This is a genomic window from Ruegeria sp. CF4, assembly GCF_056537345.1.
In genome coordinates this window covers 142,469-157,084 of record NZ_JBQFRJ010000001.1, presented here as the reverse complement: position 1 = coordinate 157,084, position 14,616 = coordinate 142,469, and the positions used below count along the sequence as shown (strand labels likewise).

The 14,616-nt window shown below is 55.3% G+C and carries 15 protein-coding genes; 14 read left to right on the top strand and 1 reads right to left on the bottom strand.

What is annotated here, in order from left to right; genetic code table 11:
- Positions 1–29: 29 nt before the first annotated feature.
- The gene (locus ACR0NF_RS00730; protein WP_480469158.1) at positions 30–734 is read left to right on the top strand and encodes a CoA transferase subunit A; all 705 of its coding nucleotides are present in this window, start codon (positions 30–32) and stop codon (positions 732–734) included.
- Positions 734–1,360 (top strand): 3-oxoacid CoA-transferase subunit B, encoded by a 627-nt coding sequence (locus ACR0NF_RS00725; RefSeq protein WP_480657101.1) that lies wholly within the window; start codon positions 734–736, stop codon positions 1,358–1,360. Before ACR0NF_RS00730 ends, ACR0NF_RS00725 begins: the two co-directional genes overlap by 1 nt.
- Before the next feature lie 46 nt (positions 1,361–1,406).
- Here ACR0NF_RS00725 and ACR0NF_RS00720 read toward each other — a convergent pair whose 3' ends face one another.
- Entirely contained in the window at positions 1,407–2,285 is an 879-nt protein-coding gene (locus ACR0NF_RS00720; RefSeq protein WP_480657100.1) for a lytic transglycosylase domain-containing protein, read from the bottom strand.
- A gap of 351 nt (positions 2,286–2,636) precedes the next feature.
- Between ACR0NF_RS00720 and ACR0NF_RS00715 the strand changes: the two genes are divergently transcribed.
- From ACR0NF_RS00715 to ACR0NF_RS00660, 12 genes are all read left to right on the top strand, one after another.
- Positions 2,637–2,882 carry a Flp family type IVb pilin gene (locus ACR0NF_RS00715; RefSeq protein ID WP_480469155.1) on the top strand — a complete coding sequence of 82 codons (246 nt, stop codon included), beginning with the start codon at positions 2,637–2,639 and terminating at the stop codon, positions 2,880–2,882.
- Between the two features lie 262 nt (positions 2,883–3,144).
- Positions 3,145–4,026, top strand: coding sequence for a Flp pilus assembly protein CpaB (gene cpaB, locus ACR0NF_RS00710; RefSeq protein WP_480469154.1), 882 nt, complete (start codon positions 3,145–3,147; stop codon positions 4,024–4,026).
- A gap of 194 nt (positions 4,027–4,220) precedes the next feature.
- Positions 4,221–5,627: a type II and III secretion system protein family protein gene (locus tag ACR0NF_RS00705; protein ID WP_480777599.1), complete on the top strand. Its 1,407-nt coding sequence runs from the start codon at positions 4,221–4,223 to the stop codon at positions 5,625–5,627.
- A gap of 18 nt (positions 5,628–5,645) precedes the next feature.
- Positions 5,646–6,269, top strand: a complete 624-nt coding sequence (locus ACR0NF_RS00700; RefSeq protein WP_480469152.1) for an OmpA family protein — start codon at positions 5,646–5,648, stop codon at positions 6,267–6,269.
- Positions 6,270–6,470: 201 nt separating this feature from the next.
- The gene (locus ACR0NF_RS00695; protein WP_480777598.1) at positions 6,471–7,706 is read left to right on the top strand and encodes a CpaE/TadZ family protein; all 1,236 of its coding nucleotides are present in this window, start codon (positions 6,471–6,473) and stop codon (positions 7,704–7,706) included.
- 18 nt (positions 7,707–7,724) lie between these two features.
- Positions 7,725–9,164 carry a TadA family conjugal transfer-associated ATPase gene (locus ACR0NF_RS00690; protein ID WP_480777597.1) on the top strand — a complete coding sequence of 480 codons (1,440 nt, stop codon included), beginning with the start codon at positions 7,725–7,727 and terminating at the stop codon, positions 9,162–9,164.
- A 12-nt stretch (positions 9,165–9,176) separates the two neighbouring features.
- Complete coding sequence (locus tag ACR0NF_RS00685; protein WP_480469149.1) at positions 9,177–10,145, top strand: type II secretion system F family protein; 969 nt, start codon at positions 9,177–9,179, stop codon at positions 10,143–10,145.
- 10 nt (positions 10,146–10,155) lie between these two features.
- Complete coding sequence (locus ACR0NF_RS00680) at positions 10,156–11,130, top strand: type II secretion system F family protein (RefSeq protein WP_480469148.1); 975 nt, start codon at positions 10,156–10,158, stop codon at positions 11,128–11,130.
- Positions 11,131–11,203: 73 nt separating this feature from the next.
- Positions 11,204–11,746 carry a tetratricopeptide repeat protein gene (locus ACR0NF_RS00675; RefSeq protein ID WP_480469147.1) on the top strand — a complete coding sequence of 181 codons (543 nt, stop codon included), beginning with the start codon at positions 11,204–11,206 and terminating at the stop codon, positions 11,744–11,746.
- Between the two features lie 13 nt (positions 11,747–11,759).
- Entirely contained in the window at positions 11,760–12,611 is an 852-nt protein-coding gene (locus ACR0NF_RS00670; RefSeq protein ID WP_480469146.1) for a tetratricopeptide repeat protein, read from the top strand.
- Positions 12,612–12,614: 3 nt separating this feature from the next.
- Positions 12,615–13,160: a prepilin peptidase gene (locus tag ACR0NF_RS00665; protein WP_480469145.1), complete on the top strand. Its 546-nt coding sequence runs from the start codon at positions 12,615–12,617 to the stop codon at positions 13,158–13,160.
- Between the two features lie 116 nt (positions 13,161–13,276).
- Positions 13,277–14,584, top strand: a complete 1,308-nt coding sequence (locus ACR0NF_RS00660) for an ATPase (protein ID WP_480469144.1) — start codon at positions 13,277–13,279, stop codon at positions 14,582–14,584.
- Positions 14,585–14,616: the final 32 nt, after the last annotated feature.

Here is a 14,616-nt window from a genome sequence, read left to right as displayed (position 1 = left end):
CCAACACCATGTCATTGGGGGAGTTTTCCATGAAGAAAATCTATGACAATGCCGATGAGGCGCTCGATGGGGTGATCTCGGACGGCATGCTCATCGCGGCGGGCGGCTTTGGGCTGTGCGGTATCCCAGAGATGCTGCTTGAGGCGATCAAGGCCTCGGGTGCCAAGGATCTGACCTTTGCCTCGAACAACGCAGGTGTTGATGATTTCGGTATCGGCATCCTGCTGCAGACCAAGCAGGTCAAGAAGATGATCAGCTCATATGTCGGCGAAAACGCCGAGTTCATGCGCCAATACCTGAGCGGTGAACTTGAGCTGGAATTCAACCCGCAAGGCACGCTGGCCGAGCGGATGCGCGCCGGTGGTGCTGGCATCCCCGGGTTCTACACCAAGACAGGTGTAGGCACGGTGATTGCGGAGGGTAAAGAGCACAAGGAATTCAACGGCGAGACCTATATCATGGAGGAAGGCATCTTCGCCGACCTCGCCATCGTGAAGGCGTGGAAAGCTGATGACACCGGGAACCTCGTGTTCCGCAAGACCGCTCGTAACTTCAACGTGCCCGCCGCGACCTGCGGTAAAATCTGTGTGGCTGAGGTCGAAGAGATCGTCCCGCGCGGCTCACTTGAACCGGATTCGATCCACCTGCCCGGCATCTATGTGCATCGCATCATTCAAGGCAGCCACGAAAAGCGCATCGAACAGCGCACCACCCGCAAGAAGGAGGACGCATAATGCCCTGGGATCGCAATCAGATGGCCGCACGCGCGGCAGAAGAGCTGGAAGACGGCATGTATGTAAACCTCGGCATCGGGATTCCGACGCTGGTGGCGAACTATGTGGGTGACAAGGATATTACGCTGCAATCCGAGAACGGCATGCTGGGCATGGGCCCCTTCCCGTTCGAAGGCGAGGAAGACGCGGACCTGATCAACGCAGGGAAACAGACAATCACCGAACTGTCTCGCACGTCCTATTTCGATAGCGCGACTTCGTTTGCCATGATCCGAGGCGGTAAAATCGCCGCTGCGATTCTGGGTGCGATGGAAGTGGACGAGAAAGGCGATCTGGCGAACTGGATGATTCCCGGCAAGTTGGTCAAAGGCATGGGCGGCGCGATGGATCTGGTGGCCGGTGTGGGCCGCGTAATCGTGGTCATGGATCACACCAACAAGCACGGCGATTCAAAAGTGCTGAAAGAGTGCACTCTGCCACTGACTGGCCAGGGCGTCGTTGATCGCATCATCACCAATCTTGGCGTGCTGGATGTTGTCGAAGGCGGGCTTAAGATCGTAGAGCTGGCCGATGGTGTCAGCGAAGACGATATGCGCGCAGCCACTCAGGCGACGATTGTCGGTTGAGTGCCCCGTCTATGAATCAGAAGGCCCGCTGCTATGCGGGCCTTTTTTAGTTGGTGGTCTGAAAGACGCAGGGGTCCGAGACAAATTGAGGTGTCGTCGTACATAAGGCGCTGGCAACCTGAAACGCCGCAAGGACCTTTGGCACATAATCCCGCGTTTCGGCGTAGGGCGGCACTCCGCTGTGCTTATGCACGGCTCCCTCACCCGCGTTATAGCCAGCCAGGACCAGAATCGGATCCTGCCCAAACTCTTCCATCAACCAATGCAGATACCGTACGCCGCCCTCGATATTCTGTTCGGGCTTGAAACTGTCTTTTACCCCAAAGCGCTCGGCCGTCGCCGGCATCAGCTGCATCAGGCCCTGTGCACCCGCAGAGCTCACGGCCTCAGTCTTTCCTGCCGATTCTACCGAGATCACGGCCAGCACCAGCGCGGGTGACACATTGGTGCCCACGGTGGACCGCAGAATATCAACACCCCGCTGATTGACGATTTCCTGCAATGTCTGCAGGCGTGGCGCAGCAACACCCGTGGCGGTCAGCGCCTGCACAGCCTCACGCAACCGCCCTGCATTTGCCTGCGCCAGTTCGGGCGACACCCGATTCCAGAACGCTTTGTAGGATCCAACAGGCTTAGCGATCCCGGTCCCAGCCCCGGCAATCTTGGGTGGCGTCGAGGCGGGCACCTTTGCTGGCGTCACATCGTCTGGCACCTCAAGCAAAGCCCCGGTGCTGGGGGCCGAAGGAGCAGTCGCATGCTGTTCTGGTGTGATTTGGATGGTGACTCGCACGCGCGCTCCCGGCTTGGGGGCTGAGAGCCGCTTGTAAACACCGCGCGGTTCTTGCTCGGTCGCAAAGACCTGCGCTGCGCCACCTATTAGCAACGCGACCGCGCCGGCGCATATAAGTGCGTCCCGGAAATACATTTGCCTGCCTCGATTTTTATCTTTTGGAACAGTTTGAACCTGAGAACAGCTCATTACACCAGAAAAACAACGCGAATTGGGGCAATTTCGCCTCATTTGCCGCTATTTTGCATCGCTCGTGGCGGGTGGAAGTAAAAAGGAGATATTTTTTTTCGTTTATTTTCCGTATGTTACAATATTTCTCATCAAAAAGTTAAGCTTTGAGTGAAAAAAATCGCGATTGGCCCAATTCCTGCCACGCACAAGGGTCAAACATATATCCATGCCGAGACGATCGGGAGCGGACTGAGAGAGAAAGCTCTGGAAGACGCCGAGGTTAATTACTTTTTGATCCTTTAGGAGGGACGTAACATGATCAAGTTCATCAAGAACTTCCGCAAAGACGAAGACGGCGCCGTAACTGTAGACTGGGTCGTTCTGACCGCAGCTGTTGTGGGCCTGGCAGCTGTTGCATACAGCGGCATCTCAGGCGGTGCTTCGGGCATGGCTGACAATGTGGAAGCAGCGATGACCGGCGCAACTGTAAGCACCACATCGGCTGGTGGCGTTACCGGAGCAACAAGCGCTGACAGCTCTGACAGCGGCACCGGCGGCTAAGATATCGAAGCACGGCTAGTGCTAAGCCAAATCTTGGAGCCATATCAGAGAGATCTGATGTGGCTCTTTTCTATTCTTTCTTAGCGGCAAACAACTGGGGCGATTGGTATACGACCTCAATACGACAATGAATTTGTTCTTATTGTCCCTTATTTCGACACAATTCAAAGCTAGCGTTGATCGCGAACACGTTGGGGTACAATCAAAACATCCCATCCGCTTTGAATACTCATCCGCGCGACGATGAACGTGAGGTAATAATATGCGAGCTATGTTTGGTCTTGTCTTAATCATCGGCGTCGTCCTGGCAGGCGGCGCAGTTTATATGGCGCGGGGCTATATAACTGAGCATCAGAGTGCACTTGCCCGCGAGCGGCTGGCGGCGCAAGAGGCGCTGGCCAGCGCCAAAGAAGGCGTTGTTCCAACCGTCGGCGTAGTCGTATCGAATCGTAAGCTAAGATATGGCGAACCTCTGTCGCAAGATGATGTCCGTATGGTTCAATGGCCTGAATCAGCAGTGCCTGAAGGCAGCTTCACTGACATAGCCGTGCTTTTTCCTGAGACCGATGACAGCGAACGCTTCGTTCTCAGAGCGATGGAAAAAGACGAAGCACTCATGAAGGTGAAAGTTACAAGGCCCGGTGAAGCCGCAGGCCTTACGTCGCAACTTGAAAAAGGAATGCGCGCGTTCGCCATCAGTGTTGACGTCGCCTCCGGCGTATCGGGCTTTCTGCGCCCTGGAGATAACATTGATGTCTATTGGACAGGCTCGTTGCGTGGCGCGGTTGAAGGCGCTCAGGGGGAAATCACGCGCTTAATTCAAAGCAAGATCCAGTTGATCGCGGTCGATCAAATCGCTGGATCGGACATAACCGGTGCGACGATTGCACGTACGGTCACTGTTGCAGCGACACCTGAACAAATTGCAGCGCTCGCGCAAGCCCAAAACACTGGACGGCTATCATTGGCTCTGGTTGGAGCGCAGGATGAAGCGGTTGCGAGCGCTATCGAAGTCGATCAACGAAAACTGCTTGGAATCAAAGAAGCAGCCCCGGCGCCGCAGGCACCCAAGAAACAAGTCTGCACCGTCCGAACTCGACGTGGGAACGAAATCGTCGAAACCCCAATCCCTTGCACAAACTAACGTCAATTCAGTCTGTTACGGACCAAAGGCCGCGCATTACGCGCGGCCTATTTCGTTGTGATGTTGCGCATTGTCCACATAAAGAAAATTCCAGAAACCATTGATTATTGCAATAAATCCGGTTTTCGCGCAGGGTTTCCGGATAGAGGGCATAAGACCCATAAAATCGAGTGGTGATCGGAGAGGCAGGTCACATGACAATACGTTCCTGGATCAGCGCAACCCTGCTGGGGTTGACGCTTGTAGTGAGCTCAATCGGCGATGCCGCTTGGGCCCAAAATCTTCGCGTGGTCAAGAAAGGGACGGCAGAATCGCTGGACGTCCCGGTCAACCGCGCAATCGTTGTGGAGAGCGAAGAACCGTTTGCTGAGATCAGCATCGCAAATGCGGGAATCGCGGACGTTTCGACGCTGTCGGATCGGACAATCTATGTATTAGGTCGCGCCCCAGGCATGACCACGCTGACCCTGTTCGACGGAGCGGGCAACCTTCTGACCAATGTACGGGTACGGGTTGCACCGGATGTCACTGAGTTCAAAGAAAGGCTGCGCCAGATCCTGCCAAATGAGCAGATCGAAGTGCGCACGGCCAATGACGGCATCGTCCTGTCGGGCACAGTCTCCAGCAGCGCTCGTCTTGCACGCGCTCTTGAGCTGGCCGAACGCTACGCGCCTGAACGTGTATCAAATCTGATGAATGTTGGCGGCGTGCAGCAGGTCATGTTGAAGGTGCGCTTTGCAGAAATGAATCGCTCGGTCGCGAAGAACCTGTCTGCTTCGCTGGGCTTTGGCGGCGGCGACGTAACTGCTGGTTTCAATACCTTGAACAACCAGGGTTCGCTGACCAACGCTTTGAGCAACAACATTCCGGTGGTGCAAACCAATACCGGCGCCATCCTCTTTGGTTTCGGGGCGGGCTCCACTCAGGTTCGTCTGCTGTTGGAAGCGCTTGAATCCAAAGGGTTGGCCCGAAGCCTTGCTGAACCGAATCTGTCAGCCCTGTCAGGTCAGGAAGCCGAATTCCTAGCAGGTGGCGAGGTTCCGATCCCTGTACCGCAAGATGATGGGGTCGTCGCTATCGAATATCGCCAATTCGGCGTGCAGGTTCTGTTCGTGCCTCGTGTGGTCGACGGTAATCTGATCAATCTCGAGATGGGGGCAACAGTTTCGAGTATCGACCCGAACTCTAACTTCACCATCAACGGGGACAACGTTCCAAGCTTCATCGTGCGTCAAACCAAGACTACTGTCGAGCTTCGCGATGGTGAGAGCTTTGCAATCGCGGGTTTAATCCAGGATGATTTCGCCGATCTGAGTAACCAAGTACCTTGGCTGGGTGATGTACCGGTTTTAGGTGCCCTGTTCCGCAGCGCTCAGTATCAACGCGAACAAAGCGAACTCATCATCATTGTCACCGCACATCTGGTATCACCAACGCGTGGCGAAGCTCTGGCTCTGCCAACTGACCGGGTAAAACCACCGAGCGAGTTTGATCTCTTTGTAAACGGCAAGGTCGCCCGAACAGAACGTGCTGGAAACGGTGCCGCGTCCGAAGTAGCCAAGCAGGATTTCGGTCAGTCTTATGGCTACGTCCTGGATTGATAGGAGAGGATAGAACCAATGGATAAGTGGATCATTACACTGGCTCTTTCGGTTGCTGTCGCAGGTTGTACACGCGAAGCCGGATATGAGATCGATGCTGGCACCTTCGGCAATGCGACCTTGAACAACATCCAGGTCATGAATGGCGAACTGACGTATAGCCAGATTCTGGCACAACGGTTCGCAGCTGAAGTTCCAACACAGATCAACTTTGCGTTTGATAGTGCAAAGCTTGATGTCTCGGCGCAGCGAATCCTACTGCAGCAAGCGGCTTGGATTAAGCAATTCCCCGAGGCGCGCTTCCGCGTTTATGGTCATACGGATGCGGTTGGATCTGACTCGTACAACAAGCGTTTGGGGCAGCGGCGTGCGAACGCCGCCGTCGCTTTCCTGACACAACAAGGGATTTCACGCTCAAGGCTTGAAGCAGTTGTTTCCTTTGGAAAATCCAGACCACTTGTGGCGACACCAGATCGCGACCGACGCAACCGTCGCACTGTAACCGAGGTATCCGGGTTTGTGGATCGTCATCCGAACCTGCTGGACGGAAAATATGCCCGCGTGATCTATCGAGAATACATCGCGAGCGCCACTCCACTGAGCTATATTCAGCGCGACGGCGACACCAGCGGCAGCGAATAATACTCAAGTCATGGGCGGCATTGTCGCCCATTTCCCTACAATTGGTTCTTTTGCGCCCAATTCTTGCCCAACTTCCAAGCGACGTTGTGAACAATTGGGTGACCTGCGGCCAAAATTGACCGCACCGGGCGACAGCAAACCAGAACTGACCTTCCACGCGTTCAATCGGTTTGCTCAGCCCTCTCGACGAGGATTGTGTTAATGACGAGCGCGACGCCGCAAGACGAAAATACCGCCATTCTGGCTTGCACCATAAGCCGGGATGTTCAGAACTTCGATCTTTTGATCGAAGATATGGAAGCCGCGCTGGGTGAGCGCTGGGGCGATCTTGGATTTGCAGAAGCGCTTGCGTTTTTCAGTCAACCGGAAGCTCAATCGCTGCAATTCGTGGCACTGGCACTGGACGGTGATGACGAAGACAATCTGACGCTGATGGGCGAGATCATCGTGCGGGCCAAAGAAAAAGGCATCAAGGTTGTCCTGATCGCAGAAGATGTCACGCCGGCCTCGCTGCATCAATTGCTGCGCAAAGGCGCCGACGAATTCGTGCCCTACCCCCTTCCAGAGAATGAATTGCAGGAAGCAATCGACCGGATGAACAAACCAGATCCGGTTGTTGCACCTCAGCCCGCCGCTGCACCTCTTGCCAGTGGCGCATCAAAGGAAGGTGCACTGTTTGTGGTTCAAGGGCTTGCCGGAGGCGTTGGGTCGACAACTATGGCTGTAAACCTCGCCTGGGAATTGGCAACCGTTTCGGCCAAGGAAGCGCCCAAGGTCTGTCTGATCGATCTGGATCTGCAATACGGCACGGTTTCCACCTACCTGGACCTGCCACGCCACGAAGCGGTTTTCGAAATGCTGTCGGATACCGACTCGATGGACGAAGAATCCTTTGGTCAGGCACTGCAGAATTTTGAGGACAAGCTGCAGGTACTGACTGCACCTTCGGACATGATTCCGCTCGACATCATCACTCCGGAAGATATTCAGCGCGTGATCGATACCGCGCGCGCGCATTTCGACTATGTGGTGGTCGACATGCCCAAAACGCTTGTTCAGTGGTCCGAGACGATCCTGCATGCGGCGCATGTCTATTTCGCCCTGATCGAGTTGGATATGCGCTCGGCCCAGAATGCGCTGCGCCTGAAACGCGCGCTGCAAGCCGAAGAGCTGCCTTTCAATAAACTGCGCTTTGCGCTGAACCGGGCGCCTAAATTCACTGATCTGAACGGCAAGAGCCGGGTCAAGCGCATGGGTGAAAGCCTGGGCATTTCGATCGACTTGCTTCTGCCCGATGGCGGCAAGCCGGTCATGCAAGCCGGTGATCATGGCCTGCCGCTGGCCAGTTCAGCAGCCAAGAACCCGCTCCGTCGGGAAATCGCCAAACTGGCTCAATCGCTCCATAGCCTCGGCAGCAGCGACGCCGAAGCCGCATAACACGAAGGGGAGCTGCCCGTGTTTTCAAGATACAAGAAACAGCCCTCGGCTCAGCCGGTTGAAGCCAAAGCGCCCGCCGCTGCCCCCGCGGCCGCGCCAGCTGCGACTTCTACCGCAACAGCCGTCGCCCGCAAACCGGTGCAGAAGAAAGCCGCCGAGGTTGTCAGCAACGACAAAGAGCGCAAACGCAAAGAACGGTTGGGCGAGATCAAGCTGGAGCTGCATCGCGAATTGCTAGAAAACCTCAACCTCGCAGCTCTCGAAAAGGCCAGTGAGGCTGAGTTGCGCACCGAGATCAGCGCAATCGCAAGCGAAGTTCTGGAAGCGCGCAACATCGTTCTGAACCGGGAAGATCGCAGTCAACTCAACAAGGAACTGTACGACGAGGTCACGGGCCTCGGCCCGCTTGAGACGTTGCTGCAGGATGACACGGTCAACGATATTCTGGTGAACGGACCGCAACAGATCTTTGTGGAACGCGCGGGCAAGCTGGAAATCAGCGACATCACCTTCAAAGATGAAAAGCATCTGATGCGGATCATCGACAAGATCGTCTCCGCCGTGGGTCGTCGCGTCGATGAATCGAACCCTTATGTCGACGCCCGCCTTGCTGACGGATCGCGTTTCAACGCAATGGTGCCGCCGATCGCGGTGGATGGTTCTCTGGTTTCCATTCGTAAGTTCAAAAAAGACAAACTGGGCATCGACGATCTGGTCAATTTCGGCGCGTTTACCGAAGAAATGGCCGCTTATCTTCAAGCCGCAGTGTCGACTCGACTGAACATCATCGTTTCGGGCGGTACAGGTTCGGGTAAAACAACAACACTGAACGCCCTGTCCAGCTTCATTGATGACGCTGAACGCATTCTGACCATCGAGGATACGGCGGAACTTCAGCTGCAGCAGACCCATGTGGGCCGGATGGAAAGCCGTCCGCCCAACGTGGAAGGCAAAGGCGAGGTCAGTCCACGCGACTGTCTGAAGAACGCCCTGCGTATGCGCCCTGACCGCATCATTGTGGGCGAGACGCGTGGTGCCGAGGTGATTGACATGCTGCAGGCCATGAACACCGGTCACGACGGCTCGATGACCACGATCCACGCCAACTCGGCCCGGGACGGCATCTCTCGTCTGGAAAACATGATCGCAATGGCAGGCATCGAGATGCCGATCAAGGCGGTCCGCAGCCAGATCTCATCGGCTGTGAACCTGATCGTACAGGCCAGCCGTCTGCAGGATGGTTCACGTCGTATGACTTCGATCACCGAGATTACCGGGATGGAAGGTGATGTGATTTCGATGCAAGAAATCTTTAGGTTTCAACGGGTTGGACTGACACCTGACAACAAGATCATCGGCCATTTCACAGCCACCGGCGTGCGCAGCCACTATTCCGAACGCTTCCGTCTGTGGGGCTTTGACCTGCCACCGTCGATCTACGACCCAACCACGATGTAGGAGACCGGAGAAATGCAACTGCCCGTTGAGGCTCTTATCTATATCGGTATCTTCGTCGGGGTTCTGGCCCTGGTCGAGGGCATCTATCTGGTTGCCTTTGGTAAGTCGATCAGCCTGAACAGCCGCGTCAACAGACGCCTGGACATGATCGACAAAGGTATTGCGCGGGATCAGGTTCTCGAGCAGCTGCGCAAAGAAATGCAGCAGCATATGAAGTCGCAGACGATACCTCTGTATTCTCTGCTTGCTGATAAGGCCCAAAAAGCTGCAATTGCCTTTTCGCCCAAGCAGTTGATCTTGATTATGGTTCTGGTCTCAGTCCTTGCCTTTCTGGGGCTGAGCATAGGTACGGCCACTGAGACATCACTTCGCGTCGCCATCTCTATCGCGATCGGGGTTGGCGCTGTCTATGCGTGGGTAAACAATAAGGCAAAGAAGCGTATGGCGCTGATTGAAGAGCAGTTGCCCGACGCCGTTGAACTGATGGTGCGATCACTTCGTGTCGGTAACCCGTTTGTGTCTTCCGTGCAGATCGTTGCCAACGAGGTAGAAGACCCACTTGCGACCGAGTTCGGTGTCATATCGGATGAATGTGCTTATGGCCGGGATGTCGGCGAAGCGCTCAAGGATCTGGCGGAGCGTCTGGACATGCAGGATTTACGTTTTCTGGCGGTTGCTGTTTCGATTCAACAGCAGTCCGGTGGTAATCTTGCCGAAATTCTCGCGGGTTTGGCTAAAGTCATCCGCGCCCGGTTCCGCCTATTCCGACGCGTCAAGGCGATCACTGCAGAAGCGCAATGGTCGGGCAAATTCCTGTCGGGGTTTCCCGTGTTCTGTCTTGTCTTTATTATGGTCAAAGACCCCGGCTATTACGACAACGTAATTGACCACTCACTTTTCATACCGGCCTGTTTCTTTGTCGGTATCATGCTGACGCTGAACCTGATCGTCATGCGCATTCTCACGAACATCAAAGTCTGAGGACATATCAATGGAATTTCTGACCCAAATAAACGATATGCTCACAGAAAATCTTGGCGAATTCGGGCCTTTGATCGTCGCCGGTGTCCTAGGGCTGTTCATGATACTGGTCACCATCCCGCTAATACTGAATCAGCCGGAAGATCCGCTAAAGAAGCTGCAGCGATCGACGGCAGCTCCCAAAAAGACCAAGAAAAATAAAAAGGACCGGTTGAGGGCGGCGGGGCGTAACGAACAGCTTGAGAAATTCGCAAATTTCCTCGAGCCGCAAAACAAAGAGGAATATTCAGCGGTTCAACTCAAGCTCCGCCAGGCCGGGTATCAATCGAAAGACGCAGTCCGCTTCTATCACTTTGCTCAATTTGCTCTTGGAATTATCGGAGTAATCCTGGGTGTTTTATTCGTGACCGTCTTCTCGAATGGAGAAGAACTGACAACTCAAGATATGGCCATCCGCGTGCTTGTCCCGGGTGCAATCGGCTACTTCATTCCAAAATACTGGATCACTCGGCGCGTGGCTGAACGCCAAGAGGCTATTACCGCTGGATTTCCGGATACACTCGATTTGATGCTTGTCTGCGTCGAAGCTGGGCAATCGTTGGATCAGGCGATCGTCAGGGTCGCTGCAGAAATGAAAGCTTCATACCCCGACATTGCGGATGAGTTCGAGGTTGTCGCTCACGAGATGAAAGCTGGTAAAGAGAAAGACGTCGTCCTGCGCGATTTCGCGACACGATGTGGTGTCCAGGACGTGAGCGCGTTTGTCACAGTCATGATCCAATCTGCCTCATTTGGTACTCCAATCGCCGATGCGCTCAGGGTTTATGCCGATGAAATGCGCGACAAGCGCGTGATGCGCGCAGAAGAGGCCGCCAACAAATTGCCTACCAAAATGACACTCGCAACTATGACTTTGACCGTTCCTCCGCTATTGGTGATCCTTGTTGGCCCTTCGGCAAAAGGTATCGCGGACTTTGGGAACTAGGGTAGAACAATTCCCGATCAAGCAAGGCAATCGGCGCTCTGATCGGAGCCTTCGCAAAACGATATTGGCCACCATGGTTCTTGCCATGGTGGCTTCTTGCACTGAAACGCCCTCTGCCAATGGTCCGTTTGCACCGGGGGTTGATCCCGATGGTCCTGCGGTAGATGAGGTTGCGATCGGCAATCGGCTGATGGCAGCGGGTGAGTATGAACTGGCGCTGGAATCGTTCACACGTGCTGCCCTTCAGCAAGGCATGACCCCGGAAATCCTGACCTCGCTCGGAACTGCCAATCTGGGTCTGCGCCGGATTGGGCAAGCAGAACCCCTGCTGCGCCGTGCGGTCGAAGATGATCCGGACTGGCCTGTCGCCTGGAACAATCTGGGCGTTTTCCTGATGGAGACTGGGCAATATGCCGAGGCCTCGCAGGTGTTCCGCAAGGCCTTTGCGCTGGACAATGGCGAAAGTGACGCAATCCGTGACAATTTACGGTTAGCACTCGCAAAAATGGAAAATCCTGTTAATAATACCCCTCAAGAACAAGAATTTGAGCTGGAGCAGCGCGGTAACGGAGAATTCGTTCTGCGCAGAAACCCGGCAACAGAGGCAGAGCAGTAAAAGGACGCAAAAAATGCGCCACCCCTTCTTGATTCCGACGATGTTTGCGTGCGGGTTGGTTTTGACCGCCTGTGCCAAAGAAACCGAAGAGGAAAAGGTCGAGCGCACCTTTCAGGAAGTCAACGTCATCGACGAGACCAACCTGAATGACGTGATGCTGAACGCGGCCGACCCCAACGAGGCCGCTACCTATTTCCAAGGTGCAGCTATCAAGAACCCCGACCGCATCGATCTGCAACGCGGGCTGGCGATCAGCCTGACCCGTGCAAAGCGCAATACCGAGGCCGCCGCCGCGTGGAAACGCGTGCTGACCATGAAGGGTGCCAACAACGCTGACCAGGTTGAATACGCGGACGCACAAGTGCGCAGCGGAAACTGGAACGGCGCGAAAGCAACTCTCGATAGCATCCCCCCGACTTATGAAACCTTCAAACGTTATAGGCTCGAAGCGCTGGTTGCTGATTCCAGAAAGGATTGGAAAAGCGCCGACCACTTCTACGAAACGGCTGTTGGTCTGACGACCCGCCCAGCAGGTGTGATGAACAACTGGGGGTATTCCAAGCTGACTCGCGGACAATATGCCGAAGCAGAACGGCTTTTCACAGAAGCCATCCGTCATGATCAGTCTTTGTTCACCGCAAAGAACAACCTGGTATTGGCGCGCAGCGCGCAAGGGAATTACAGCGTACCTGTAGTGCCCATGACTCAGGCCGAACGAGCGAGGCTGCTGAATACGCTGGCAATTTCTGCCGTCAAACAGGGTGACATCAACCTCGCCAAAAACCTGTATCGCGAAGCCATCGCGACCCATCCACAGCATTTTGACGAGGCCGTCCGTTCGCTCCGCGCGCTTGAGGAAGCCTGATCCATGATCATCCCAGCGGCAGCAGCGGCGTGGTTTTTGCCTTTCGTGCTGCCGATCTGTTTCTATGTCGCGTTCACGGATATGCGCGAGATGAAGATCAAGAACCACGCAGTCATGGCGCTGGCCTTGGTCTTTGTTGTTGTCGGACTCTTTGTCCTGCCGCCATGGTCCGGTGACTGGGTGGCTGGGAGCTTTGGCCCGCTGTCAGTGTCACTTCCGGTCTATGGTTGGCAACTGCTTCACATCATTGTTATTTTGCTGCTTGGCATTGTCCTGAACGCCGCCGGGGTGATGGGTGCTGGAGATGCCAAATTCTGCGCTGCCGCTGCGCCGTTTATCTGGACGGGAGACCTGATGTTTGTGATAGTGATCCTGACCGCGACAACGCTTGGCGCCGTTACAGCCCACCGATTGGCCAAGCACACCAAGTTACGCCAAGTCGCGCCGGACTGGGAAAGCTGGGATCAGGGTAAGAAGTTTCCTATGGGCCTCCCTCTGGCAGGAAGTCTCGCCATCTATCTGATCTTGGGCATAATTCACGGATCGTAAACAATCATCTGTGCGCCTTGCCCGCGCCTTGGTCCTGCCACAAAGCCGCGTCAAATTTTCCTCAAACGGCCCTTTAGGGGGCCTTTGGTGTGAACATTGACAGACGAGCCCCGCTCATGAACATGCAGACGACCTCCGTTATGGCCCCCCCTGCCCCCAAAGGGTTGGCTGAGATGCAGCTTCCGCTGGTGATGATGCGTGACATTCTGCTGAAAACGATCTTTCGCAAGAATGTAGACACAGTCACCGAGATCGCGGCGGCAATCTGTCTGCCCGGTTCGGTCACGCAGGAACTCATCGATATTGCGCGCGAACAGAAACTGCTGGAGGCGACGGGCACCCTGAATGCCAACTCAGGCAATGAGATGGGTTATCAGTTGACTGATGCAGGCAAGGCGCGTGCTTTGGACGCCCTCAGCCAATCGGAATATTTCGGCGCGATGCCCGTGCCGCTGGACATCTATCGCGAGCAAGTCAAACGCCAATCGATCCGCAATATTCAGGTCACACGCGATCAGCTGACCGGGGCGATGGGCCATCTGGTTCTGCCCGACAGCCTGCTGGATCATCTGGGCCCAGCGGTGAGTGCTGGCCGCTCGATCCTGATGTATGGCCCGCCGGGTAACGGTAAGTCCTCAATCTCGAACGGGATCCGGGACGCGCTGGGTGACAATGTTTATGTCCCGTGGGCTATCGAGTATGCTGGACAGGTGATTACGGTTTATGACCCGATCGTGCACACCGCGATTGAACAAGAAGCCGACGACCCCAACAGCCTGCGCCGCCGCAAACGCTTCGATACACGGTATGTGCAATGCGAACGTCCCACCGTTGTAACCGGTGGTGAACTGTCGCTGAGCATGCTCGACCTCGTCTATAACCCCACCGCGCGGACCTATCAGGCCCCCCTGCAATTGAAGTCCACCGGTGGCATTTTCATCGTGGACGACCTTGGACGTCAGGCCGAACCCCCTCAGGCCCTGATCAACCGCTGGATCGTTCCGCTGGAAGAAAGCAAGGATATCCTTGGTCTGCAATCGGGTGAAAAGTTCGAGGTTCCCTTCGATACGCTGGTCATCTTCTCGACCAACTTCCACCCGAACGAGATCTTCGACCAAGCGGCCCTGCGCCGGATCTTCTTCAAGATCAAGATCGATGGTCCGAACCAGGAGAACTTCCTGAAGATCTTCGCCATGGTGGCCCGCAAGCGCGGGATGCCATTGGACGAGGCCGCACTGGTGCACTTGTTGAAGGTCAAATACCCGACGATCAACAACATTTATGCGAACTACCAGCCGATCTTCCTGATCGATCAGATGATCTCGATCTGCGAATTCGAAGGCATCCCCTACCAGATGAACCCCGATCTGATCGACCGCGCCTGGGCGAACATGTTCGTCAAGGAAGAAAAGATCATTCACTGACCCCCTGTCCTTCTGATCCCGGGCGGGTAATC

What these genes read in the sequence shown, in the direction of transcription:
- ACR0NF_RS00730 (WP_480469158.1), top strand. Translation starts at nt 30, where the DNA reads ATGAAGAAAATCTATGACAATGCCGATGAGGCGCTCGATGGGGTGATC.
- ACR0NF_RS00725 (WP_480657101.1), top strand. Translation starts at nt 734, where the DNA reads ATGCCCTGGGATCGCAATCAGATGGCCGCACGCGCGGCAGAAGAGCTG.
- ACR0NF_RS00720 (WP_480657100.1), bottom strand. Translation starts at nt 2,285, where the DNA reads ATGTATTTCCGGGACGCACTTATATGCGCCGGCGCGGTCGCGTTGCTA.
- ACR0NF_RS00715 (WP_480469155.1), top strand. Translation starts at nt 2,637, where the DNA reads ATGATCAAGTTCATCAAGAACTTCCGCAAAGACGAAGACGGCGCCGTA.
- cpaB (WP_480469154.1), top strand. Translation starts at nt 3,145, where the DNA reads ATGCGAGCTATGTTTGGTCTTGTCTTAATCATCGGCGTCGTCCTGGCA.
- ACR0NF_RS00705 (WP_480777599.1), top strand. Translation starts at nt 4,221, where the DNA reads ATGACAATACGTTCCTGGATCAGCGCAACCCTGCTGGGGTTGACGCTT.
- ACR0NF_RS00700 (WP_480469152.1), top strand. Translation starts at nt 5,646, where the DNA reads ATGGATAAGTGGATCATTACACTGGCTCTTTCGGTTGCTGTCGCAGGT.
- ACR0NF_RS00695 (WP_480777598.1), top strand. Translation starts at nt 6,471, where the DNA reads ATGACGAGCGCGACGCCGCAAGACGAAAATACCGCCATTCTGGCTTGC.
- ACR0NF_RS00685 (WP_480469149.1), top strand. Translation starts at nt 9,177, where the DNA reads ATGCAACTGCCCGTTGAGGCTCTTATCTATATCGGTATCTTCGTCGGG.
- ACR0NF_RS00680 (WP_480469148.1), top strand. Translation starts at nt 10,156, where the DNA reads ATGGAATTTCTGACCCAAATAAACGATATGCTCACAGAAAATCTTGGC.
- ACR0NF_RS00675 (WP_480469147.1), top strand. Translation starts at nt 11,204, where the DNA reads ATGGTTCTTGCCATGGTGGCTTCTTGCACTGAAACGCCCTCTGCCAAT.
- ACR0NF_RS00670 (WP_480469146.1), top strand. Translation starts at nt 11,760, where the DNA reads ATGCGCCACCCCTTCTTGATTCCGACGATGTTTGCGTGCGGGTTGGTT.
- ACR0NF_RS00665 (WP_480469145.1), top strand. Translation starts at nt 12,615, where the DNA reads ATGATCATCCCAGCGGCAGCAGCGGCGTGGTTTTTGCCTTTCGTGCTG.
- ACR0NF_RS00660 (WP_480469144.1), top strand. Translation starts at nt 13,277, where the DNA reads ATGAACATGCAGACGACCTCCGTTATGGCCCCCCCTGCCCCCAAAGGG.